The organism is Bradyrhizobium sp., assembly GCF_030654605.1.
Taxonomy (GTDB): domain Bacteria; phylum Pseudomonadota; class Alphaproteobacteria; order Rhizobiales; family Xanthobacteraceae; genus Bradyrhizobium.
This window is the reverse complement of record NZ_JAURXB010000028.1, coordinates 1-22,271: the sequence shown is the minus strand read 5'-3', so window position 1 is coordinate 22,271 and position 22,271 is coordinate 1. Positions and strand designations below refer to the sequence as shown.

The window sequence follows — 22,271 nt, the reverse complement described above, 5'->3', positions numbered from 1 at the left end:
CAGCGGCAACCGGTGTCGCCTCAATCCACCTTCGCAGGCTCCGGCCGAGGCGCCGCTGTATTCGCCACCCGCGCGGCGTTCGCCATTTCGGCCAGGGCCGCGATCTTCTTCTGGCCGTCGGAGCCGGGCTGCACCACGCCGCAGGACATGATCAGGGTGGCGGCATCTTCGGCGCTCATCTGGACTTCGATGATCTTGCTCTTCGGCACATAGAAGAAGAAGCCGGTGGTCGGGTTCGGCGCACACGGCAGGAAGACTGAGATGTGCTCGTCCTGGCCCGGCAGCTTGTTGGCGATCTCCACGCTCGGCGATTGCGAGATCAGCACGATCGACCACATGCCGGGCGACGGGAATTCGACCAGGCCGACGCGGCGGAAGCTGGAGCCCTGCCCCGAGAACAGCGTTTCGAATACCTGCTTCAGGCCGCGATAGATGGCGCGCACCACCGGCATGCGGCCGAGCAGACGCTCGCCGAGATCGACCAGGGTCCGCCCGATCAGATTGGCGGCGAGGAAGCCCAGCAGCGTCAGCGCGAACACCGCGACGATCAGGCCGGCGCCCGGCAGGCCGAACGGCAGATAGGTCTCGGGCCGGTAGGCCAGCGGAATCAGCGGCCGGACGATGCCGTCGACCCAGGTCACGAACCACCAGGTCAGATAGAAGGTGATGGCGATCGGACCGGCGACGATCAGGCCGGTCAGGAAATAGTTCCGGAATCGGGCCATAAACCCGCTGTGGGCCTCGGGCGGAACTTCGGCCGGGAGCACGGGCGGCAAATCGTCGGGATTCATACGGGTTCCAGGTTAATCTCAGCGGCTACTGTACACTGCCAGCTAAGCCATCCTATCAGACTTTGGAAGGCCCCGACCACCGTCCGGCGTGTGACACTTATTCCACCGTCACCGATTTCGCCAGATTGCGCGGCTGGTCGACGTCGGTGCCCATGATCACGGCGGTATGATAGGCCAGCAGCTGCACCGGGACGGCATAGACCATCGGCGTGAAGGTCGCGGCCATGTCCGGCAGCACGATCGTCACCAGCGAGTCGATGCTCGCCTCCGCCGCGCCCCTGGCGTCGGTCATGAGAATGATCTTGCCGCCGCGGGCGGCGACTTCCTGCATGTTGGAGACGGTTTTTTCGAACACCCGGTCATGCGGCGCGATCACCACGATCGGCATGTTCTCGTCGATCAGCGCGATCGGGCCGTGCTTGAGTTCGCCGGCGGCGTAGCCCTCGGCATGGATGTAGGAAATTTCCTTCAGTTTCAGGGCGCCCTCCAGCGCCAGGGGATAACTGGTGCCGCGGCCGAGATAGAGCACGTCCTTGCATTTCGCCAGTTCGCGCGCGAGCTTTTCGATTTGCGGCTCGGTCTTCAGCGCCTCGGCCATCAGGCGCGGAATTTCCACGAGGCCATGCACCAGTTTGGTTTCATCGGCCTCCGATAGTACGCCGCGCGCGGTGCCGGCGGCGACCGCGATCGCGGCCAGCACCATCAGCTGGCAGGTGAACGCCTTGGTCGAGGCGACGCCGATTTCCGGCCCGGCCAACGTCTGCAACACCGTTTCGCTCTCGCGGGCGATGGTCGAACCCGGCACGTTGACCACCGAGAGGGTGTGCACGCCCTCCTCCCTGGCGTAGCGCAAGGCGGCCAGCGTGTCGGCGGTCTCGCCGGACTGCGAAATGAAGATCGCGAGATCGCCCTTGCGCAGCGGCGCCTCGCGATAGCGAAATTCCGAAGCGACATCCAGTTCGACCGGAACGCGGCCGAGCCGCTCGAACCAGTATTTGGCGATGAAGCCGGCATAGCTCGCGGTGCCGCAGGCGACGATCGAGATGCGCTGGATATCCCTGAAGTCGAACGGCAGGTTGGCCGGCAACGCCACGCGCTCGGTCGCCATGTCGACGTAGCGCGCCAGCGTATGGCCGACCACCTCCGGCTGCTCGTGAATTTCCTTGGCCATGAAGTGGCGGTAATTGGCCTTGTCGACCAGCGAGGTCGAGGCCGAGTGCTTGATCGCCTCGCGATGCACGATCGCATTGTGCTTGTCGCGGATCACGGCGCTGTCGCGCGTCAGCACCACCCAGTCGCCGTCCTCGAGATAGCTGATGGTGTCGGTGAACGGGCCGAGCGCGATGGCGTCGGAGCCGAGGTACATCTCGCCGTCGCCATACCCGATCGCGAGCGGCGGGCCGTTGCGGGCGCCGATCATCAGATTGGCGTCGCCCGCGAAAATGAAGCCGAGCGCAAACGCGCCGCGCAGCTGCGACAGCGAAGCCTTCACCGCCTCGACGGGATCGACGCCCCTGGCCAGATAGCTGTCGACCAGATGCAGCACGATCTCGGTATCGGTCTCGGTCTTGAACACCGCGCCCTTTTTCGTGAGCTCATCGCGCAGCTCGCGGAAATTCTCGATGATGCCGTTGTGAACCACGGCGACGCGGTCGGTGGCATGCGGATGCGCGTTGTTCTCGGTCGGCTTGCCGTGGGTGGCCCAGCGGGTGTGCCCGATGCCGGTGTGCCCCGCCAGCGGCTCGGCCCGCAGCCGCGCTTCCAGATTCTTCAATTTGCCCTCGGCGCGGCGGCGCTCGAGATGATCGCCTTCCAGCGTGGCGACGCCAGCGGAATCGTAACCGCGATATTCCAGCCGCTTGAGCGAATCCACCAGTTGCTCCGCCACCGGAGCCCGTCCGAGAATGCCGACAATGCCGCACATGCGGTTCAATATCCCCAAATCCAGCGAAAAGGCGCCCGCCTCTCTTAACGAGAATCGCGCGGGTTCAGATACTCAATAATTATTGCCGATTGAGACAGCGTTAAGCGGAAAGCTTAATAACGACGGCATCAGCCATCCTTCGGCGTCCTGGCTTTCGTCTTCAGCTCGCGGTAGCGCTTGGCGCCGCCCTCGCGGTTGGTCTGCGGGCTGCGCTCGACGGCCAGCGCGTCGTCGGGCACGTCCTTGGTGATCACCGAACCCGAGCCGATATAGGCGCCGTTGCCGATCTTGACGGGCGCCACCAGCGAGGAGTTGGTGCCGACGAAGGCGCCCTCGCCGATCGTGGTCTTGTGCTTGGAAAAGCCGTCATAATTGCAGGTGATGGTGCCGGCGCCGATGTTGGAATTGGCGCCGACATGGGCGTCGCCGATATAGCTGAGGTGATTGACCTTGACGCCGGCTTCCAGCGTCGCCGCCTTGACCTCGACGAAATTGCCGATCCGGGCGCCGTCGCCGAGCGAGGTGCCCGGCCGCAACCGCGCATAGGGGCCGACGGAGGCCTTTTTGCCGATCGAGGCCTGCACGATGTGGGAGAACGAATGGATCACCGCGCCGTCTGATATGGAGACGCCGGGACCGATCACCACGAACGGCTCGATCGTCACGTCCTTGCCGAAGGTGGTGTCGGCGGCGAGATAGACCGTCTCGGGCGCGATCAGCGTCACGCCGGCGTCGAGCGCCGCCTTGCGCAACCTGGCCTGCATGACGGCTTCCGCCTCCGCGAGCTGGGCCTTGGTGTTGATGCCCCGCACTTCATCCTCGCCGGTTTCGATCACGACGGCCTCCCATCCCAGTTCCCGAACCACCGTGACGGCGTCGGTCAGATAATACTCGCCCTTGCTGTTGGCATTGCCGATGGCGTCGATGATCTGCAGCGCCTTGCGGCCGTCGAACGCCATCACGCCGGCATTGCAGAGTTTTATCGCGCGTTGCTCGGGCGTGGCGTCGGCGTGTTCGCGGATCTCGACCAGCCGGTCACCCTCGACCAGCAGGCGGCCATAGCCGGTGGGATCGGCGGCGCGAAAGCCGAGCACCGCAAGGGCTGCGCCCGACCGCAGCGGCGCGCGCAGCCGCGCAAATGTTTCGGCCGAAATCAGCGGCGTATCGCCGAACACCACCAGCAGATCGTCGGCGCCGCCGATAAGCGCGTCGCGGGCCGCCAGCACCGCATGCGCCGTGCCGAGCCGCTCGCGCTGAACGAAATTTTCCGCGTCGGGGCGGATACGTTTGACCTCGTCGGCGACCGCGGTGTGGTCGGGTCCGATCACCACGGCAAGCCGGGCGTTCGCGCCTTTCGGCGCGGCGCCCAGCACATGCGCCAGCAGCGACTGGCCGGCGACGGGATGCAGCACTTTCGGGAGCGACGATTGCATCCGCGTGCCCTCACCGGCGGCGAGCACAATGGTGAGGCTGGAGCGAGACATTCGGATCCCTGTGTTGGCCCTGTCTGGCGCGCCTCTCGGCGCGCCTTAGCAGCCGATCTGGCGCCGCCGCCCTCTTAGAGGGTTTTCGTCCCGCATGGAAATCCGATTCGCCGCTCGGACGGCATGGAGAACGGCGATCGTTACGGTTCCAGATTCAAGATGGGGACCCTTTTCCTGTTAATGTTTGGGTTGTGATTCGGGCAGGCCACGGGAGGGCCGACAACTTCGTATGGCCAAGAAACCTGACCAGAAGACAGACCATTTGGCTGGCGGTTTCGAAACCGAGAATACCGGCGGCGTGCTGACCGGCTTTTTGGCGGAGGAGGACGAATTCGACCGCCGCGCGCTGTGGCGATTGGGATCGTGGGGCGTTGCCTCGGTCGGCGCGGTGGTTCTGGCGGTGCTCGCCAACCAGTCGTCGGTCGGATGGCGGCGCGATCAGGTCGCGGCGGCCGACCTGAGCCGCCAGGCCCAGCAGATTCAATCGGTCGCCCGGGACAGCCAGAGCGAGGCCAGGCGGCTGGCCTCCGCGATCGAAACGCTGAACAGCGATCGCGACCGGCTGTATTCCCGCGTCACCGTGCTGGAACAGGGACTGGATACCGCGACCGGCGCCATTGCCCGGCAAGCCGCCGCCCCGGCGGCGGCGCAACGGTCTCCCACCTGGCCGGCGGGCGAGACGGCGGCGGTGCTGGCCAGCCCACCCCCGGTTGTGGCGCCCGTAGCGACAACGGCCGCTTCAGCCGCCGAGAAGCTGCCCAAGGTCACCACAGCGCCCGCCGTGGCGCCCGAACCGGCTCCGGCCACGGTCTCATCGCTCGAACCGCCGCCACAAAATCCACCGGCGGCGAGCCTTGCGGCGACCCCTGCCAAGCCGCTGATGGCAGAGCGTTCGATGATGGCGCCTCCCGATGCCGCGGCCGGAAAACTGATCGAGCCGGAGGCGACGGCGAAGACCGTGACGTCAGGGCCGATACCGGAAATCGTTGCCGCGGTCGGCGTCGACGCGGAGGCGGAGGCGACCGCTCCCAAGCTCCAGCGAACCGAATTCGGCGTCGATGTCGGCGGGGCCAATTCGGTCGGCGGCCTGCGCGCGCTGTGGCGCGGCCTGTTGAAATCGCGGTCGAATGCGCCGCTTGCGGCATTGCGGCCGATCATCGTGGTGAAGGAAGGCTCGGGCGGGCTCGGTCTGCAGCTGCGGCTGGTCGCCGGCCCACTGCGCGATGCGGCGGCGGCGGCGAAAATCTGCGCCGCGCTGATCGAGAACCAGCGGCCTTGCGAGACCACCGTATTCGACGGCCAGCGCCTGTCGCTGCAGGGCGATGAGCCCCCCGCCGCCGTCAAGCCGGCGCCGCGCAAGCGAAGCAGCGCCCGGCCCAAGCCGACGGCGGCGGCCGAGGAGCCGAAGAAGCCGGAACCCCGCACGCTGTCCTCGCTGTTCAAGCGCGACTGATAAATCCGTAATCCCAATGCATTAGACGGGATTTCTCATGTTTTTTCATGGCGCTGCGACGCGCATGGTGCCCGCCGGGTTGTCCCGCCGCAAATTACCGACCATATTCGAAAGATGAAAAAAACCCCGTTCCGGCTGACGCCCTACCAGGTGCAATGGCTGCTGATCGTCGGCTTCGTGACCGTCGGCTACGCGCTCTATCTGCGCTATCTCGCGATCGAGTTTTCGAGCGCGGCGCTGGCCTGCGATGCCGGCCTGCAGACCATGCTGTGCAAGACCCGGATTCTGGTGACGTCGCTGTTTCGCAATTCGGTGTTCGGCATCGTCGCGCTCATCATCGCGACGCTCAACCTGCTGCGGCCGTCGATCGTGCTGCTCACCGGCGGGCTGATATCAGCCGGATTTGGCATCGTGCTCTACAATGTCAGCCTGTCGGGTCTGGCGATCGGCCTGCTTATTTTGGGATTTGCACGGCCCGCGCCCGCCACAGCGTAACCGCCAGCAGCACAAACAGCGCGCAGGTCCACAGCGACTGCCAGTTCGCCTTGCCTTCGTTGAACCCGGTGTAGAGCGCCGCGGTCGCCAGCACGCCGGCAAATACCGCCTCGGCGATCGGGCGCGTGCCCTCCTGTGGCCGGTTCAGCGCCATCAGCGTCCAGAATGGCAGCACCGCCATGGTCAGGGCGGCGAACGGAAAATCCTTGTAGCGCGGATCGAACACGAAGCCGAGTGCGGTCTCGGCCCCGATCAGGGTGGTCACCAGCAGCACCGCCCCCAGCAGGAAGGTCAGCACCGATCGGGTCCGCTGATCGCGTGGCCCCACCAGCTCCAGGAATGTCGGCAGCGCCCGTCCCGACATCAGCGCGTTGGCGCAGAGCATCGGCGATGCGATCCCGGCCACCAGCAGCGCGCCCCATTTGAGCCAGCCGCCGACCCCGTAACTTTCATAAAGCATCTTGTCGACGGCGACGCCGAGCAGGATGCCGGCCGCGGTGGCGGAGATCGCGACCGCCACCCAGGCCGCCGGGCGCGGCGTCCAGGGCCGGCGGCGCAGCGTCAGCCAGGCCGCGCCGAACACCAGGATGCTCAGGCCCATGCCGGTTCCCATCTGCAGCTTCCACCGGGGATAGTTGCTGATGGCCTCCTTCGCAGGATATTTCACGGCGCGTTTGTCCGCATCGATCAGGCCCCAATAGCCGCCGACGGTGCCCTCGAGCTGGCGCTTCCAGGGCTGGTCATAGGCCTCGATCAGATTGACGCGAAAGTTCTCCCGCTTCGCCAGCGCCAGAATTTCCGAAACCACCTTGGCTTGATTGGCGCGCGACGGCAGCGCGCCTTCGCGCATCCGGCCGGCGCTCGGCCAGCCGGTTTCGCCGATCAGGATTTCCTTGCCCGGAAACGCCACCGCCATCCGCTTGCGAATGGCTTCGACATGGACGGCGGCGTGTCTGGCGCGGATCGGGAAGTCTTCCCAATACGGCAGGATGTGGATGGTGACGAAATCGACGGCCTCATAGACTTCGCGGTGGCGCAGCCAGAACTCCCACACATCGGCATAGGTGACGGGAACGGTGACCTGCGATTTGACCGAGCGGATGTTGGCCGCGAGGTCGGCGGCCGTCATCTCGCCGCGCAGCAGAACCTCGTTGCCGACCACGACCGAGGTGATGACGCCGGGATATTCCCGGGTCAGGCGCACCGCGGTCTGGATCTGCGCGAGATTCTTCAGCCGGTTGCTGCCGAGCCAGATACCCTGAATGACCTTCAGTCCCACCTTGCCGGCGAGTTCCGGAACCTGGTCGAGACCGTTGTCGATCGAATAGGTCCGCACGCAGTCGGAAATCCTGGCGAGTTGCGCGAGATCCTCGGCGATCTGTTCCGGTCCGACATGCAAGGTCGGCACCAGCGGCGACTGGTCGCCGCGGAACGGCGCGTAGGATACGCATTGCAGTTTGGCGTTGGGGTCGATCGGCGCGCGCGCCAAGTTGATGGGCGTGGCCATCCACCACCACGCCGCGGCAATCGCACTCAGGGATAACAGGAGAAGCGCCAGTGGCGTACGAAGTGAAATCGGTTCCATCCTCCGGGCGAGGACCGTCGATTAGCTTGTCACCGGCCTCCTGCCAAGAGCCGGATGGTCGCAATCGAGGTCGTTCCCGGACTGCGGCTTTACCACACGGCGATAAAGTTGTGACTTTGCTGGACAAAATTCGAAATGTCCGTCATGGGAATCCCAACGGAAATAACTTGGGAATCCAGCGGCGTCGCCGCCGCATTGGAGACCCATTTGGACGGCATCACACCAGCGCGTCCGGGCTGGCCTCGGAACGGGAACAAATCGGGGAATCCATGCGTCGACGGGTGCTTCAGTTTCAAAGTGCGGTTTTGCGCCATCTCGCCGTTCCCGCGCTCGCCCTCCTGATCGGTACGGGCGGCGCCTTCGCCCAAAGCGGCGCGCAGGACCAGTCAGGCAAACCGGCGGCGACCACCCCCGCCGATGTCGCCAAGGATAACCAGCGCAAGACCGACCAGTTTCTGGAGGCCTCGACGGCCATCAACGGCCCGGCCGGAAACCCCGAATGCGTCTGGCTCGGCCGCCGCGTGGTCCGCCTGATGTGGCTCGACGATCTCGACACCGCGTTTCGGCATCTCGATCTGTACGACCGGTTTGGCTGCCCCGGTGGCCACGTGCAGGCGACGTTCCGCTGCCTGACCCGTTTTGGCGGCGAGATCGATCCCAAGGTGGCGGATACGCTGAGCGGCCGGATTCATGCCTGCTGGATCAATCCCGGGGCGCAGCCGCAGACCGCCGCGGCTTCGCAGCCGCCCGCAACCGCCGGCAGCGCCGCGCCGACCCCCGCGGCGGCTGCGCCTGCCGCCGCCCCCACCCCGGCGCCTGCGGCGAAATAGGCTTGCCGGATGTTCCTGCAAGCGTTCCGGTTTTCCGGAGCGATCCGAATATTCATGTCCTGTAAATATTCGCGCCCTCAAAACGCCACGGCGTCATAAGAGTTGTTAAATCGCGTGGCAGAGCTATGCTCGCTTTGCCGCTGACTTGGTCGGATCTCGGGGACGGATCCGCTGCCCTGCCAACCTGGCCCCATCATATGGTTTAGTCTCGATGCGCGCCGTGGTCGCCGTTCTCTTGTGTGTGACTGCCGCTCATGCCGCCCTGTGGGGCGTGCTGCGCGAAAAGCAGCAGGCTCCCGACTTCAGGGGCAAGCTGCCCAGCGTGTCCTACGCACCGTTCGAGGGCTCAGGGCATCCCGACGTCGACAACATTCCCAGCATCGAGAAAATCCGGTCCGATCTCAAGGTATTGGCGCCGCTGACGCGCGCGATCCGGCTCTATTCCTCGACCGGCGGCGTCGAACTGGTGCCGCCGATCGCCGCCGAATTCGGCTTGAAGGTCACGGTCGGCGCCTGGATCGACAAGAACAGCGAGCGCAACGAGCGCGAAATCCAGGCCGCCATCAGCCTCGCCAAACGCAACAGCAATGTGAACGGCATCGTCGTCGGCAACGAGACGGTGTTTCGCGGCGAGCAGAAGGTCGAAGATCTCGTTGAGCTCATCAAGCAGGTCAAAAAATCGGTCAATGTGCCTGTAACTACAGGTGAAATCTGGAATATCTGGCGCGACAATCCGGAACTGGCCTCATCCGTCGACTTCATCGCCGCGCACGTGCTGCCCTACTGGGAAAACTTCACCGACAAGCAGGCGGTGGACCAGGCGGTCTATCTGTACGGGCTCTTGCGCGAAAAATTTCCCGGCAAGCGGATCGTGATCGCCGAATTCGGCTGGCCGAGCGCCGGCTACAATCTGAAGAACGCCGAGCCCGGCACCTTCGAGCAGGCCGCGGTGCTGCGCAACTTCGTCACCCGCGCCGAAGCCATCGGCATGGAATACAACATCGTCGAGGCGATCGATCAGCCCTGGAAGTTCTTCGAAGGCGGCGTCGGGCCCTATTGGGGCATCCTCAACGCCGCCCGTGAACCGAAATTCGCATGGACCGGGCCGATCGTGAACGAGAACTACTGGAAGCTCGCGGCCATCGCCGTGCTGGTCGGCATCCTGCTGTCGCTGCCGATCGTGCGCCTTGCCGGCCCCACGGTGATGCAGTCGCTGATGCTGTCGGCGGCGGCCAATGGCGTCGGCGCCTGGGCCGCCACGGTGTTCGCCTATTGGGAAGGCCACTATTTTGTCTTCGGCTCGGCCTTCGCGCTGACGCTGGGGCTGATTCTGCTGGTTCCGCTGGTGCTGATCGCGATGGCGCGGATCGAGGACATCGCCGCCATTGCCTTCGGCCCCAAGCCGCGCCGGCTGATCGTCAAGGGTGCGCCGCTGGCGCCGGCGACCATCGGCGAGGCCGTTACCTTCCCCAAGGTCTCGATCCATATCCCCGCCTATTTCGAGCCGGTCGACATGCTGAAGCAGACCCTCGATGCGGTGGCCCGGCTGGACTATCCGAATTTCGAATGCGTCGTGATCATCAACAACACGCCCGATCCGGAATTCTGGCAGCCGATCCAGGATCACTGCCGGGCGCTGGGCGAGCGTTTTGTCTTCATCAACGCCGAGAAGGTCGAAGGCTTCAAGGCCGGCGCGCTGCGCATCGCCATGGAGCGCACCGCCGTCGATGCCGAGATCATCGGCATCATCGACGCCGACTATGTCGTGCAGCCGGACTGGCTGAAGGACCTGGTGCCTGTTTTCGCCGACCCCCGCGTCGGCCTGGTGCAGGCGCCGCAGGACCACCGCGACGGCGACACCTCGCTGATGCACTACATCATGAACGGCGAATATGCCGGTTTCTTCGACATCGGCATGGTCCAGCGCAACGAGGTCAACGCCATCATCGTTCACGGCACCATGTGCCTGATCCGGCGCGCGGCGATGGACATGGCCGGCGGCTGGGCCGGCGACACCATCTGCGAGGACACCGACCTCGGCCTCGCCATCATCGAGCACGGCTGGCTGACGCATTACACCAACCACCGCTACGGCCACGGCCTGCTGCCGGACACCTACGAGGCCTTCAAGAAGCAGCGCCACCGCTGGGCCTATGGCGGCTTCCAGATCGTCAAGAAGCACTGGCGCCGCTTCCTGCCCGGCGCCTCCAGGATGTCGCCGGACCAACGCCGCGAATTCGCGCTGGGCTGGCTGAACTGGCTCGGCGCCGAGAGCCTCGGCGTGCTGGTGGCGATCCTGAACCTGATCTGGGTGCCGATCGTCGCCTTTGCCGCCATCGCCATTCCCGACAAGATCCTGACGCTGCCGATCATCGCCGCCTTCGTGGTCTCGCTGGCCCATTTCATCGTGCTGTACCGGCTGCGGGTGCGCATCAAATGGGGCCAGATGCTGGGCGCCATGATCGCCGCGATGTCGGTGCAATGGACCGTTTCCCGCGCGGTCGCCAACGGCCTGATCACGGAACATCTGCCGTTCGCCCGCACCTCGAAGGGCGGCTTGAGCCGGATGTCGATCGAGTTCCAGGCGTTTTGGGAAGCCGTGATCGGCGTGCTGCTGCTGATCGGCGCCGCCGTGCTGATCGTCACCAACGGCCAGAAGGAAGTCCGCGAAATCTACATCTTCGCCGGCGTGCTGGTGCTGCAAAGCCTGCCGTTCCTGTCGGCGGTAGCGATCGCGATTCTCGAGAGCTCGCGGATCAACTCGTTCACGTTCTGGCGCAATACCGGCATCCGCAGCGCCGAGTTGATCGGGCTGCGCCCGGTGGCGATGCCGACGGTGGTCAGCAGCCAGCAGCCGGTGGCCTCCGAGGTCCGCCGCGAGGCCAGTTGAGCGGGAAATGGGCTTTTCCACAGTCCCCGCTCAGGTGAGGAATTGCCGATAAGGGCCCGTATCGGCTCATAAATCCGCGCCGTCCCCAACAGGACATTTGCCCCCGGCCCCGCTATTGACCCGCCGCAAACCGCCCCCTACACAGCGCGGCAAGTGAGCGCGTAGCTCAGGTGGTAGAGCACGTGACTTTTAATCATGGGGTCGAGGGTTCGAGTCCCTCCGCGCTCACCATGAAATCCGGGCGCTTTTCGAATTTTCCGATCCCTCCAAACAGCCCTGTGCCTGCAAAAAATCGAAATCAACCAGGCCCCCGGCAAGGGCCGACTGCTGGCGTAGATGCAACGAATGTTGCGATTTCCTTCCCTGTGCCATGATGATCCGGTACAGATTCGCCATGGACCGACGATTAACGGAAAATCAGATGGAGCCGGACGCGCTCTCGCGCGGCGCCTACAGCGCTGCCGAGGGCTTGCGACTACTAAATTTCAGTCGCGTCGGCACCCGCGCGCGCAGTGTATCACGCAACACGGTTTCGCGCTGGCTTCGCGGCTATGACTTCGGGGGGGACGGAGAAGGCCACTCCGAGCCGCTTTGGCGACCAGATTACCGAAGCGACGATGATCTTATCGAACTAAGTTTCCGGGATTTGATCGAACTCCGCTTCGTCAAGGCCTTCCGCGACTATGGGCTGGCGCTGCCGGCCATCCGCGAGTGCTACCAGCGAGCCGCGGAAGAGGTGCACGATGAACGCCCGTTCTCGACGCAGAAGTTTCGGACGGACGGCAAGACCATTTTCCTCGATATCACCGAGGGTATGCAGGAAGGTCGGATGGTGGATTTGCGGAAGCGACAGAATGTCTTCCGCACGATCGTCGAGCCTAGCCTCAAGGATTTGGAATTTGATGCAGCAGCGGTGGCGCGATGGTACCCGTTGGGCATCGCGCGCAAATCGGTGGTAATCGACCCTACCCGCTCCTTCGGCCGACCGATTGCCGCCTCTGGAGTACCCACGGAGGTCTTGAGCCGAGCCGTCACCGTCGAGGGTTCCATCGCGAAGGTGGTACGGCTTTATGACGTTTCAACCGCGGAAGTCCGCGACGCGGTGTCGTTCGAAAAGAGGCTCGCTGCTTGAAGCTGCTGGTCGACAACAACCTCAGCTTCGCGCTCGCTCACAGCCTTCAACCACTATTTCCAGAACATGAAATCGTCGCATTGCGCGACAAGTTCGCGCAAAATACTCCCGATGTCGATTGGATTGGCGCCCTTAATAAAGAGGGCGGCTGGTCCGCGCTGACTGGCGAGCGTCGTCTCAAGACACGACCGCACGAGCGACTTGCCTTGGACCGATCCAACGTCGTTTTCTTTTTTCTAACGGGGCCATGGCTCAAGTATTCGGTGCCGGAGACGGCATGGCGCCTTATTCGGCTGGTCCCGATAATGGCAACCCAAGCTGGCCTTGCTGAAGGGCTCTTTGACCTCCCGATCAATGCCACTTCGAAGCTGCGTCAGCACGGGCGATAGTAGCGCCGACGCTTGCCCTCGTCCTACGGTTGCGAGATGATGGGCTCGGCAAAGGAGCGCACTGGTGGAGTCTTTAAGAGAGTGAGTGGGATCACTGATTTTATTGCATTGGATGTCGAAACGGCCAACGCCGATTTCGCGAGCATCTGTTAGGGTCGACGGTTGAGCCATATTTGACGGCGAAAGAGCGCCAAGCGCTGGCTCACGACGCTGAGCTAAATGGGGTCGGGCACCGGGCCTCATCAACCGCTCAGAGTTTGGCGTAAGCCACCGACCGAACGCTAACACGCACCCGCTCGTCACCGGGTTGGATACATTGCAGCGTGCCGTCCGCCAGCTTTTGGAGGAGCAGACAAAATGAGACCTGTCATCGGAGCGTTGATCCTTGTCGCGATTTCGCAATCAGCGCGAGCGGAAACAGGCAAGGATTGTGCTGGCGTAGCAGATGATGCGAAGCGCCTGATTTGTTACGATCTTATTTTCAAAATTAAACAAACAGACTCAGTCTCGAGCAAATGGAATGTCTTAGAAGAAACGTCGAAGATCGACGATCGAAAGAACGTATTTGTCACAGTCGATTCGGTGGAGCGGCTTCAAGGGCGGTTTGGACTAAAGGATCGAGCGCGGCTGATGTTCACTTGCCGGGAGGGAAAGACCGCCTCTTACATCACATTTGGTGGTCACTTCATGTCCAGCCTCAGCGGCGGAACCGTCACCTACCGCGTTGACAAGCGACCCGCCGGCAAAAGACGCATGACCGAGTCGACAGATCATCAGGCGCTCGGACATTGGTCGGCGGCCGAGACTATTCCGTTCGCAAAGGAGCTCTACGGAGCCACTTCGCTCTATATCCAAGCCACGCCGCATTCGGAGAGCCCCGTGTCCGCTGAATTCCCGGTGGGAGGCCTAGAGCAAGCACTGAAGCCTCTCCAGGCTGCTTGCAAATGGCCGGCGCCAATTGCCGGCACACCCGCTGCCATCGTGCCAACGGCCACGGCCCCGCTGCCCTTAGCCCCAAAATCATCAACTCGATAACCGGCACCATTCGCACCGCTGTTAGGCCGTGCACGTTGCCTACCCGCCGGTGTTCTCGCGCGATCGAAAACCGGATCACCGCCGCTCGTAGCAGTGAAACCCGCCGTAAATCCCCGACCGGTCCCGTTCGAATCCGATCGCGCTTCGCGCCTCGTCACGACGCCAGATTTGGCGCAGCGGCGCCAGTTCGTCGTTCTCCAGCGGAGATTCCTTGCCGGCGGTGCGGAAGATCACGCGGACGTCGTCGCTGCCGGTGCGGTCGATCGCATTCCACAGCGCGCGGATTTCTTCTGACGCCATCCAGTCCTGCGAGTCCAGCAGCACCACGGCGTCGACTTCGCGCGCCGGCAGGCCTTCGAGGAACTGCCTGAGATTGGCGTGCACCGGAATGATCAGTCCCGCCCCGTCGCGCATGCGCTCGAACTGGCTGTGCTGCAGATAGGGCGGCAGGCAGGCATCGCCCGGCCCGCGGTAGCTGCGCTGCAGCGCCTGCCAGGCGAAATAGTTGGTCTCGTTGGGATGACCGCTGACCAGCCGCAGCAACCGCTCGTGCAGCACTTCGTTGAGCGGCGCGTCGGCGCCGAGCAGCGCCCGCTGTTGCGGCGGAATGCCGAGGCTGAACAGCAGCGCGGGCGTTGCGGTGATCAGGCGCGCCAGCGGCGAATGAAACAGCCGATGCAGGCGATCCAGCGCCTGGATACGTTCGGGGCAATCCGCCTTGCCGTTCAGCAGCGCCGAAAGATCGATCCGCGCCAGTTTCGCCAGCACATGGGCAAGACCGATGAAGCGGCCGAGCATGCCGTGGCGATAGAACCCGTCGGTGAAATAGGCATGCCGCGGACGGCCGATGATGTTGTGCCTGTCCCAGTAGGCGCGCGTCTCCGCGTCCAGCACCGGCCGCAGCCGATCGCGATACAGCGCCGAGTTGGCGACCGAGGCCGCCTCCCCGAAGAACTGCCAGAATTCGGCATAGCTGGAGAAAACACGAAGCCCCGCGAGCTTGAGCTGCAGCAGCGACAGATGCGCCTCGTTGAGGTCGACCGCGTACACTTGCGCCGGCCGTGCCGTGAGATAGGACAGCGCGTTGCAGCCGCCGGAGGAGATGGTGACGATGGTCGATCCGACCGGCAGACGAAGTGCCGCGAGATCCGCTTCCGGATCTTCCCAGATCTGGGTGTAGACCAGCCGGCGGAACCAGAACGCGAACAGCCGGTCCCAAATGGTTTCCTCGGCCTTGGCCCTGGAGTTGCGAACCGCGTCTGCGATGAGTTGCGTATTCATCCATTCCTCGAATCAACAATCGAATCAAGGTATCGCGGGCACGCTGCAGTTTTGCGACAGCGGCAGAAACGGAACCGCGGACACAGCGCCGCGCTGTCACATCCCTGTCGCGCGAACATCGCAAGGATCGGGCGATCACAGGCGAACCGAGGTGCTTGGATGTCGATGTACACAGAGGAAATCAGTGCCGATACGCCGTGGCCGGTCGAGGCCACACGCCGCATGAACCGGATGTACCGCCGGCAGCGCCACATCTACGACGGCACGAGGCGATACTACCTGCTTGGCCGGGACCAGCTGATCGCCAATCTCGAACCCAGGGCCGGCGCCGATGTGCTGGAAATCGGCTGCGGAACCGGCAGAAACCTGGTGCATGCCGCCCGGCTCTATCCGGACGCGCGGTTCTTCGGCATCGATATTTCCACGGAAATGCTGACATCGGCGATTTCAGCCATTGCGCGCCGCGACCTCGCCAAGCGAGTTCGCGTCGCGCATGGCGATGGAACCGCATTCAATCCGCAGGTTTCGTTCGGTGTCGCCCGGTTCGACCACGTGATGATCTCGTACAGCCTGTCGATGATCCCGGACTGGCGCCTCGTGCTGCAGGCGGCCGCAAGCCGCCTGATGCCCGGCGGAAGCCTGCACATCGTCGATTTTGGTGATCAGGCGCGTTTGCCGGGAATAGCCCGGAGGCTGCTCAGGCGGTGGCTGACGCTATTCGGCGTCACGCCGCGTGACGATCTCGAGCGCGAGCTGTCGGCGATGGTCGAAACCTCCGGCGCCGAGCTGAAGTTCGAGCGGCCGTTTCGCGGCTATGCGCAATATGCCGTGCTGACCCTTCCGCCGGAACGTAAGACCGCGTGAGCGGCTGGCTGGCATTGCTGGGGGCCGGACTGCTCGAGATCGCCTGGGCATTCGGCCTGAAATATTCCGACGGCCTCACCCGGTTCTGGCCGACCGTTGCAACCCTGGTGGCGATCGCGCTCAGCTTCGGACTGATGGCGATCGCGCTGAAGTCATTGCCGTTCGGCACCGCCTATGCGGTGTGGACCGGCATCGGCGCCACCGGCAGCATCATTGTGGGAATGTTGATCTACAGCGAGCCGGCCGATCCGGTCCGGGTGCTGTGCCTGACGCTGATCGTGGCGGGAATGGTGGGGTTGAAGCTCAATTCGCCGGTGTGAACCGCGAAAACGGCCTCACGGCCTGCTCCTGGCGCGAAGACTCCGCCAGCCTTCCAGGCCGCCGAACAGGCCGAGCGCCAGCACGAACGGCAGGAAGTGGTACAGGAACCGGAACATGAGCAGCGCCGCGATCACCGGCTCCTTCTCGTCACCGGCCAACCCGATCAATATCGCCGCGTCGAACACGCCAATGCCCGCGGGCGTGTGGCTGGCAAACCCCAGCAAGGTCGCGGCGATGAACACCGCGATCACGCGAAACACCCCGATATCCAGCCCGGCCGGCAACAGCACATACATCGCCAGCGCCGCGGCGCCGAGATCGAAAATTCCGATCGCGATCTGCAGCAGGACCACGGGGCCTGACGGAAGCCGTACCGGCCAGCGCCGGGTCCCGAAACTTCTGGGCGCGAGCCAGGTCCAGAGCAGGAAGGCGAGCACCGCTGATAGCAGCGCCGCCGCCAGCCAGCGATTGGCTGATGGCGGCAGATAATTGATCAGGCTGATGGCATCGGGCGCGCAGAACAGGCTGAGCGCCAGCGCCGTCAGGTTGCCCAGCCAGAACGTCAACCCGGTCAGGAAGCTGATATTCGCCACGTCGAAAACGCCGAGGCCGTGGCGCGAATAGACCCGGTATCGGACTACCGGCGCGATCAGCGCGACCGCTCCGACGCCATGGGCGATGGGGTAGCTGGTGAAACTCGCGAGCGCCGCAATCCGGTAGGGAATGTCGGCCCGCCCGATCGTGCGCAGCGCCAGCAGGTCGTACAGAGTCAGACTGGCGTAGGAAATGGCCACCAGCATCAGGGCCATGACAATGACGCCGGGACCGGTGCGTCCCACGACCGCGAACACCTCGTGGTAGTCGACGTTCTTGAGCGCATGCGTCAGCGCGAAGATGGCTGCCGCCGCGATGGCGAGGCTAACGACCACACCCAGCCCCTTCAGTCGGGCGTGGCTGCGGGGTGTCTTTTGCAGCACAATGGCCTTCAGGGGGTGCATCCATCCGGACGGCGATAGCAACCATCGCGCCGGCTGATTCGGGTGATCGACATCTCCCATTGGCACGCCGACGTGACAGCCGCGTTACGCGCCGTTTCGAGGCATCATCGAAATCGGCCGCTACCTGATCACACCACAGCGTTTCATGATGAAATAGGCGACAAGGGATGCCAGAGCCATCAGCATGGCCGCCCACGGGAAGGCTGCTTCGAGATCGGCAAGCGGCAGGCCCTTGAGGTTCATGCCGAAGATGCCGGTGACGAGCGTCGGCGGCATCAGCAGCGCCGTCAGAATCGAGAGCGCCCTGATGTTGTTGTTGCCCTGTTCCTCGATCTTCAGATGGAGTTCTTCCTGCAACAGGCGGCTGCGCTCGCGCATCTCGACGATGGTGTGATGGAGGTCATCGAGGCGCTGGGCGAGCTTGCCGGCGCGTAGCCGCAGCGCGGGCTTCTGATCGCCGGGATTCTTCTGCTCGAGCCGGTGAAAGACGATCCGCAATCCCGAAACCTGCCGATTCAGGCGGACGCAGGTACGCCGCAGGCGGCCGAGGTTCTGGCGCAAATCCGTCGTGTCGTCCGACAGCACCTGCTCCTCGATCTCGTCGAGGACATTCGCCAAACGATCGGCGATTCGATCGATCGTGTCGGCGACATTCTCGACGATCGTCTCCAGCAGAGCCGCAACGCTTTCGACGCGACGGCCGCCTTCCAGCTCGCGGCGAGTGGCATCGACCGCGCAAAGGGGGTGGTACCGCCCGCTTATCAGGACCTTTTCGGTCATGATGAACCGAAGGTATCCGGTATCCTCGGTGGCCTCTGCGATGTCGCGCAGCAGATCCGAGATGACGCCGTAGACACAGTCATCGACCGTGTGGAGTTGCTGATAGGTATCCTTCGACAGCAACAGCAGCCGCGCCTGGGCCGGCACCTGAAGGTTCGCAGCGGTCAGCCACTGCGGTGCCCGGGCATCAGCCAGATTGAAGTGCAGCCAGAGCAGGCCGTCATGCGCAAACGCAATCGGCTGATCGACCGGCAGAGTTTCCGGACTGCCGTCCGAACGGATGCGGAACGCCCAGACCAGGCCCGGAATCGGCGCGGCCACGCCCGATGACCGCCCCCTGTCGTCGGCGGCAATTTCTGCGACTGGCGTTTCAGCTTGCATTGGACACCGCAAATCCCGGCCGAACGCAGGACGTCACGACGCAAACCTGCAAGGCGCAACGAAACCGTGGACGACCATTCAAGCCCGGTTGTTTTCCCCGGGCGGCCTCATGGAATGACATTCATGTTACAGTTATGTGTCATCGAGGGCGTTCAATAGCGCTCCGGCACGTACATTTCGGCCGGAATCGGACCGCGGCTGTAATCCGGGTTGTAAATTCGCGCCGGCAAGACCACCGGAGCGTGCCCGACTTCGTCGTAGGGAATCTGTTCGAGCAAATGCGCGATGCAGTTCAACCGCGCCTTCTTCTTGTCGACGGCCTGGACCACATACCAGGGGGCTTCCGTGATGTGGGTCCGCTCCAGCATCGCTTCCTTGGCCTTGGTATATAGCTCCCATCGGCTGCGCGATTCCACATCCATCGGGCTGAGTTTCCACTGCTTGAGAGGATCGTGAATCCGCATGGTGAAGCGCAGATGCTGTTCCTCGTCGGTGATGGAGAACCAGTACTTGATCAACACGATGCCGGAGCGCACCAGCATGCGCTCGAACTCCGGAACCGACCGGAAGAACTCCTCGACATCGTCTTCGGTGCAGAACCCCATCACGCGCTCGACGCCGGCGCGATTATACCAGCTGCGATCGAACAGCACGATTTCGCCGCCGGCCGGCAAATGCGACACATAGCGCTGGAAATACCATTGCGTGCGCTCGCGCTCGCTCGGCGCCGGAAGTGCCGCGACGCGGCAGATCCGCGGATTGAGCCTCTGGGTGATACGCTTGATCACCCCGCCCTTGCCGGCGGAATCGCGGCCCTCGAAAATCACCACCACCTTGAGTTTCTGGTGCTGCACCCAGCTCTGCAGTTTGACCAGTTCACCCTGCAGGCGGAACAGCTCCTTGAAATAGATCCGCCGATCGAGGGTCTCGTTCGCGGTATGGCCGGAGAACTCGTTGGTCAACGCGTCGAGGCGATCGTCGTCGATCTCGAGTTCCAGTTCTTCATCGAAGCTGTCCAGCATGCCGGCGCGAATGTGGTCGTGGATGGGCTTTTCGGTCATGGACGACTCCAACGATAGGCAAACCGTGCTGGTAGGACGCTAATCTCTGAACGACGGAGTTGACGGTTGGATGACAGAAGTCGTTCGTGGCCGGAAGCTCCGCAAGGCACACCCTACCACAGCGACTGCCGCGCCCGCTCCGGCCATGCCTTGTCATACGCCTCGCCGCCGACGCGGTTCTCGCTCATGTCGGCGAGGATCTGGCCGGGCGTCGGCAGGATCTTCGGGTCCACCCGCCTGTCCGGATTCCAGAGATCCGAACGCACGATGGCGCGGGCGCACTGGAAATAGATCTCGTCGACCGTCATGACGATGACGGTGTGCGGCGCCTTGCCGTCGAACGTGAACGACGCCAGCAGTTGCGGCTCGGCCGACACCTGCGCCCGGCCGTTGACGCGCAGCGTGCTGCCGGAGCCGGGTATCAGGAACAACAGCGCGATCCTGGGATCGCGCACGATGTTGCGCAGCGAATCCACCCGGTTGTTGCCGCGGCGGTCCGGCATCATCAGCGTCTTCTCGTCATGGACCCTGACAAAACCGGGCAGATCGCCGCGCGGCGAACAATCCAGCCCTTCCGGGCCTGCGGTCGCCAGCGCCGCGAACGGCGACTTGTCGATCAACACCCGGTAGGGCGGCGTGATCCGGTCGGCGACCTTGACGGTCGAGGCCTCGTTCGGCTGACCATAGATCGCTTCCAATTCCGCAATCGTTGCGATTATCGACACCGTTCAAGCACCCCTGATAGCCCGCAACAGTTCCAGCGCATGATGCTCCGCGCTGCCGATATTCATGATGGTGACATCGGGCGGCGCGGCATCTGCCTCGACAGAGCGGCTCAGCCTGTCCGCGACCCGCCCGTCGCTGCCGCGCGCCCGCGCGGCCAGCCGCTGGCCAAGAATTTCAGGCGGCGCCGTGATCGAGACCACCGTGACACCAACATAGGCGCGGCGCATCGCTTCGACGACCGTGCGTGACACGTTGGCGACCACCGTCCGGCCGGCGCGGATATCGTCATCGACCGCGGCGGAAAGCCCGTAGCCGTGACCATGGGCCTCCCAATGCATGGCAAACTCGCCACGCGTTCGCGCCTGACGGAAATCCTCAGGACTCAAATACTCATTGTCTTCGAAGGACGAGGGTTCCCGCGTCACCACCCGGCGCGGGAAAACGATCATGCCGTCATCGGCGCAGGCGGCCCGGGCGAGCCCAATCAGCGTATCCTTGCCGGCGCCGCTCGGGCCGACCACCAGAACCAGCCGGCCGGGCCCGATCCCCGCAGCGGCGCGATGGCCTGTTATCGTCCTTTCGTCCGTCACGCCACGCGGTGTCCTTCGCGCCAGACACTGCGCACCACCGGAATGTCGCGGGCGACATGGACGCGGATCAGGTCGGCGCGCTTGCCGACCGCGATCTCGCCGCGGTCGGCGAGCCCGACCGCTTCGGCGGGCGCCTTGGTGACGGTGCGAACGGCGGAGGCGAGATCGATGGCCGGCGCACATTGCGGCAGCTGCAGCGCCGCCATCAGCAGGCTGGAGGGGATGTAATCGGACGACAGGATGTCGAGCAGCCCCTCGCGGGCGAGATCGACCGCGGCGATATTGCCGGAATGCGAGCCGCCGCGCACCACGTTCGGCGCGCCCATCAGGATGCCGATGCCGGCCTGGTGCAGTCCATGCGCGGCTTCCATCGTGGTCGGAAATTCCGCCACCGAAATCCGATCACGAACGGCATCGGCAACGTTTTCATCGGTGGTATCGTCGTGGCTGGCGAGCGGGATATTGTACTGGTGCGCCAGCGCCACGATCTCGCGCATGTTGGTGGCGGCATAGGCCTTCTGATAGGCAAAACGCCGCTCGAACAGCACGTCGAGTTCGGCGTCGGTCATGCCGGCGCCCTTGCCGCGATAATAGTCGCGCAGCTTGCCTTCGTCGCGAAACTGGCGTTGTCCCGGCGTATGATCCATCAGCGACATCAGCCGAATGTCCGGCCGGTCGATCAGCTCCTTGGCTTCCTCGACCACGCTCGGCATCGGGATTTCGCAGCGCAGGTGCAGGAAATGGTCCGCGCGCAGCAAATTGGCGTCGCGCGCCGAAGAGATCGCCGCAGCGAGCACGCCTGCCCTGCCATCGACGTCCTCGGCGCCGTCCTCGCGCCAGACCCTCAAGGAATCCAGCACTGTGGTGATGCCCGATGTCGCCAGCTGGGCGTCATAGGAAACCACCGCCGCGATCGGATCCCAGAACACTTTTGGGCGCGGCACGTAATGGGCTTCGAGATGATCGGTGTGCAGTTCGATCAGGCCGGGCATGACCATGTCGCCGGCGGCATCCTCGCTGCCGGCGGGGGCGTCGCCCTCGCCATATTCCGCGATACGGCCATTGGCTAAGGCGATCCAGCCGCGTTCGTTTACGCGGTCGGCCAGAACGATCCTGGCGTTGCCGATAACGGCGTCGGAACCGGTCGAAGTCATGTCAATTCTTTCCCTATGCCGCTGAGGCAAACGACGTCACGTCGACGATGCGGACGGCGATCAGATGGCGGATCTCGTCGTCATGGATGATGGCGACCATGGCGACA

The 22,271-nt window shown here is 63.9% G+C and carries 21 protein-coding genes, 1 tRNA gene and 1 pseudogene; 10 read left to right on the top strand and 13 right to left on the bottom strand.

The features are described from left to right. Window positions 1-20: 20 nt before the first annotated feature. The 3 genes from Q7U29_RS03000 to glmU form a co-directional block, all read right to left on the bottom strand. The gene (locus tag Q7U29_RS03000; RefSeq protein ID WP_304738222.1) at window positions 21-791 is read right to left on the bottom strand and encodes a DUF502 domain-containing protein; all 771 of its coding nucleotides are present in this window, start codon (window positions 789-791) and stop codon (window positions 21-23) included. 97 nt (window positions 792-888) lie between these two features. After that, window positions 889-2,715 carry a glutamine--fructose-6-phosphate transaminase (isomerizing) gene (gene glmS / locus Q7U29_RS02995; protein ID WP_304738219.1) on the bottom strand — a complete coding sequence of 609 codons (1,827 nt, stop codon included), beginning with the start codon at window positions 2,713-2,715 and terminating at the stop codon, window positions 889-891. Between the two features lie 128 nt (window positions 2,716-2,843). Next, window positions 2,844-4,199, bottom strand: a complete 1,356-nt coding sequence (gene glmU, locus Q7U29_RS02990; protein ID WP_304738217.1) for a bifunctional UDP-N-acetylglucosamine diphosphorylase/glucosamine-1-phosphate N-acetyltransferase GlmU — start codon at window positions 4,197-4,199, stop codon at window positions 2,844-2,846. A gap of 229 nt (window positions 4,200-4,428) precedes the next feature. Between glmU and Q7U29_RS02985 the strand changes: the two genes are divergently transcribed. Then, window positions 4,429-5,652 (top strand): hypothetical protein, encoded by a 1,224-nt coding sequence (locus tag Q7U29_RS02985; protein ID WP_304738214.1) that lies wholly within the window; start codon window positions 4,429-4,431, stop codon window positions 5,650-5,652. Between the two features lie 114 nt (window positions 5,653-5,766). Next, on the top strand, window positions 5,767-6,147 hold the full coding sequence (locus Q7U29_RS02980) for a hypothetical protein (RefSeq protein WP_304738211.1): 381 nt from the start codon (window positions 5,767-5,769) through the stop codon (window positions 6,145-6,147). Here Q7U29_RS02980 and Q7U29_RS02975 read toward each other — a convergent pair. Both Q7U29_RS02975 and Q7U29_RS02970 read right to left on the bottom strand, forming a co-directional pair. Next, window positions 6,107-7,732 (bottom strand): beta-(1-6) glucans synthase, encoded by a 1,626-nt coding sequence (locus Q7U29_RS02975; protein WP_304738210.1) that lies wholly within the window; start codon window positions 7,730-7,732, stop codon window positions 6,107-6,109. The two genes, Q7U29_RS02980 and Q7U29_RS02975, sit on opposite strands and share 41 nt — an antisense overlap. An 89-nt stretch (window positions 7,733-7,821) precedes the next feature. Further along, window positions 7,822-8,046 carry a hypothetical protein gene (locus tag Q7U29_RS02970; RefSeq protein WP_304738233.1) on the bottom strand — a complete coding sequence of 75 codons (225 nt, stop codon included), beginning with the start codon at window positions 8,044-8,046 and terminating at the stop codon, window positions 7,822-7,824. Between Q7U29_RS02970 and Q7U29_RS02965 the strand changes: the two genes are divergently transcribed. The 6 genes from Q7U29_RS02965 to Q7U29_RS02940 all read left to right on the top strand — a co-directional run bounded on the left by Q7U29_RS02965 (window position 8,002) and on the right by Q7U29_RS02940 (window position 14,008). Then, window positions 8,002-8,562, top strand: coding sequence for a beta-1-3, beta-1-6-glucan biosynthesis protein (locus Q7U29_RS02965; RefSeq protein WP_304738208.1), 561 nt, complete (start codon window positions 8,002-8,004; stop codon window positions 8,560-8,562). The genes Q7U29_RS02970 and Q7U29_RS02965 overlap by 45 nt on opposite strands. Before the next feature lie 211 nt (window positions 8,563-8,773). Next, window positions 8,774-11,452, top strand: a complete 2,679-nt coding sequence (locus Q7U29_RS02960; RefSeq protein WP_304738205.1) for a glycosyltransferase — start codon at window positions 8,774-8,776, stop codon at window positions 11,450-11,452. Window positions 11,453-11,607: 155 nt separating this feature from the next. Continuing rightward, window positions 11,608-11,683, top strand: a tRNA-Lys gene (locus Q7U29_RS02955). Window positions 11,684-11,873: 190 nt separating this feature from the next. Next, window positions 11,874-12,584, top strand: coding sequence for a hypothetical protein (locus Q7U29_RS02950; protein ID WP_304738202.1), 711 nt, complete (start codon window positions 11,874-11,876; stop codon window positions 12,582-12,584). Further along, window positions 12,581-12,973 (top strand): hypothetical protein, encoded by a 393-nt coding sequence (locus Q7U29_RS02945; protein WP_304738200.1) that lies wholly within the window; start codon window positions 12,581-12,583, stop codon window positions 12,971-12,973. Before Q7U29_RS02950 ends, Q7U29_RS02945 begins: the two co-directional genes overlap by 4 nt. 357 nt (window positions 12,974-13,330) lie before the next feature. Then, window positions 13,331-14,008, top strand: a complete 678-nt coding sequence (locus Q7U29_RS02940; RefSeq protein ID WP_304738196.1) for a type VI secretion system-associated protein TagO — start codon at window positions 13,331-13,333, stop codon at window positions 14,006-14,008. Between the two features lie 75 nt (window positions 14,009-14,083). Here the strand turns inward: Q7U29_RS02940 and Q7U29_RS02935 are convergent, their stop codons facing one another. Then, window positions 14,084-15,289, bottom strand: a complete 1,206-nt coding sequence (locus tag Q7U29_RS02935) for a DUF3419 family protein (protein ID WP_304738193.1) — start codon at window positions 15,287-15,289, stop codon at window positions 14,084-14,086. Window positions 15,290-15,448: 159 nt separating this feature from the next. Between Q7U29_RS02935 and Q7U29_RS02930 the strand changes: the two genes are divergently transcribed. Both Q7U29_RS02930 and Q7U29_RS02925 read left to right on the top strand, forming a co-directional pair. Beyond that, window positions 15,449-16,153, top strand: a complete 705-nt coding sequence (locus tag Q7U29_RS02930) for a class I SAM-dependent methyltransferase (protein ID WP_304738191.1) — start codon at window positions 15,449-15,451, stop codon at window positions 16,151-16,153. Further along, the gene (locus tag Q7U29_RS02925; RefSeq protein ID WP_304738188.1) at window positions 16,150-16,473 is read left to right on the top strand and encodes a multidrug efflux SMR transporter; all 324 of its coding nucleotides are present in this window, start codon (window positions 16,150-16,152) and stop codon (window positions 16,471-16,473) included. The genes Q7U29_RS02930 and Q7U29_RS02925 overlap by 4 nt, the downstream gene beginning before the upstream one ends. A 15-nt stretch (window positions 16,474-16,488) precedes the next feature. Here Q7U29_RS02925 and Q7U29_RS02920 read toward each other — a convergent pair whose 3' ends face one another. The 7 genes and pseudogenes from Q7U29_RS02920 to Q7U29_RS02890 all read right to left on the bottom strand — a co-directional run. Beyond that, the gene (locus tag Q7U29_RS02920) at window positions 16,489-17,403 is read right to left on the bottom strand and encodes a YbhN family protein (protein ID WP_304738187.1); all 915 of its coding nucleotides are present in this window, start codon (window positions 17,401-17,403) and stop codon (window positions 16,489-16,491) included. A gap of 189 nt (window positions 17,404-17,592) precedes the next feature. Then, window positions 17,593-18,633 carry a transporter gene (locus tag Q7U29_RS02915; protein WP_304738184.1) on the bottom strand — a complete coding sequence of 347 codons (1,041 nt, stop codon included), beginning with the start codon at window positions 18,631-18,633 and terminating at the stop codon, window positions 17,593-17,595. Between the two features lie 152 nt (window positions 18,634-18,785). Next, complete coding sequence (gene ppk2 / locus Q7U29_RS02910; RefSeq protein ID WP_304738182.1) at window positions 18,786-19,694, bottom strand: polyphosphate kinase 2; 909 nt, start codon at window positions 19,692-19,694, stop codon at window positions 18,786-18,788. A 113-nt stretch (window positions 19,695-19,807) separates the two neighbouring features. Then, a complete protein-coding gene (locus tag Q7U29_RS02905; protein ID WP_304738179.1) occupies window positions 19,808-20,419 on the bottom strand; it encodes a pyridoxamine 5'-phosphate oxidase family protein in 612 nt (203 codons plus the stop codon). Between the two features lie 3 nt (window positions 20,420-20,422). Then, window positions 20,423-21,010: a phosphonate metabolism protein/1,5-bisphosphokinase (PRPP-forming) PhnN gene (gene phnN, locus Q7U29_RS02900; RefSeq protein WP_304738176.1), complete on the bottom strand. Its 588-nt coding sequence runs from the start codon at window positions 21,008-21,010 to the stop codon at window positions 20,423-20,425. After that, window positions 21,007-22,164, bottom strand: a complete 1,158-nt coding sequence (locus tag Q7U29_RS02895) for an alpha-D-ribose 1-methylphosphonate 5-triphosphate diphosphatase (RefSeq protein WP_304738173.1) — start codon at window positions 22,162-22,164, stop codon at window positions 21,007-21,009. Before Q7U29_RS02895 ends, phnN begins: the two co-directional genes overlap by 4 nt. 13 nt (window positions 22,165-22,177) lie before the next feature. Beyond that, window positions 22,178-22,271 (bottom strand): annotated as a pseudogene (locus Q7U29_RS02890) (phosphonate C-P lyase system protein PhnL); the annotation flags it as partial.

Coding starts and splice junctions, on each gene's coding strand:
- Q7U29_RS02940 (WP_304738196.1), top strand. CDS start 13,331: ATGAGACCTGTCATCGGAGCGTTGATCCTTGTCGCGATTTCGCAATCA.
- Q7U29_RS03000 (WP_304738222.1), bottom strand. CDS start 791: ATGAATCCCGACGATTTGCCGCCCGTGCTCCCGGCCGAAGTTCCGCCC.
- glmS (WP_304738219.1), bottom strand. CDS start 2,715: ATGTGCGGCATTGTCGGCATTCTCGGACGGGCTCCGGTGGCGGAGCAA.
- Q7U29_RS02935 (WP_304738193.1), bottom strand. CDS start 15,289: ATGAATACGCAACTCATCGCAGACGCGGTTCGCAACTCCAGGGCCAAG.
- Q7U29_RS02970 (WP_304738233.1), bottom strand. CDS start 8,046: ATGGCGCAAAACCGCACTTTGAAACTGAAGCACCCGTCGACGCATGGA.
- Q7U29_RS02985 (WP_304738214.1), top strand. CDS start 4,429: ATGGCCAAGAAACCTGACCAGAAGACAGACCATTTGGCTGGCGGTTTC.
- Q7U29_RS02930 (WP_304738191.1), top strand. CDS start 15,449: ATGTCGATGTACACAGAGGAAATCAGTGCCGATACGCCGTGGCCGGTC.
- Q7U29_RS02960 (WP_304738205.1), top strand. CDS start 8,774: ATGCGCGCCGTGGTCGCCGTTCTCTTGTGTGTGACTGCCGCTCATGCC.
- glmU (WP_304738217.1), bottom strand. CDS start 4,199: ATGTCTCGCTCCAGCCTCACCATTGTGCTCGCCGCCGGTGAGGGCACG.
- Q7U29_RS02965 (WP_304738208.1), top strand. CDS start 8,002: ATGCGTCGACGGGTGCTTCAGTTTCAAAGTGCGGTTTTGCGCCATCTC.
- Q7U29_RS02975 (WP_304738210.1), bottom strand. CDS start 7,732: ATGGAACCGATTTCACTTCGTACGCCACTGGCGCTTCTCCTGTTATCC.
- Q7U29_RS02895 (WP_304738173.1), bottom strand. CDS start 22,164: ATGACTTCGACCGGTTCCGACGCCGTTATCGGCAACGCCAGGATCGTT.
- Q7U29_RS02980 (WP_304738211.1), top strand. CDS start 5,767: ATGAAAAAAACCCCGTTCCGGCTGACGCCCTACCAGGTGCAATGGCTG.
- ppk2 (WP_304738182.1), bottom strand. CDS start 19,694: ATGACCGAAAAGCCCATCCACGACCACATTCGCGCCGGCATGCTGGAC.
- Q7U29_RS02915 (WP_304738184.1), bottom strand. CDS start 18,633: ATGCAAGCTGAAACGCCAGTCGCAGAAATTGCCGCCGACGACAGGGGG.
- Q7U29_RS02950 (WP_304738202.1), top strand. CDS start 11,874: ATGGAGCCGGACGCGCTCTCGCGCGGCGCCTACAGCGCTGCCGAGGGC.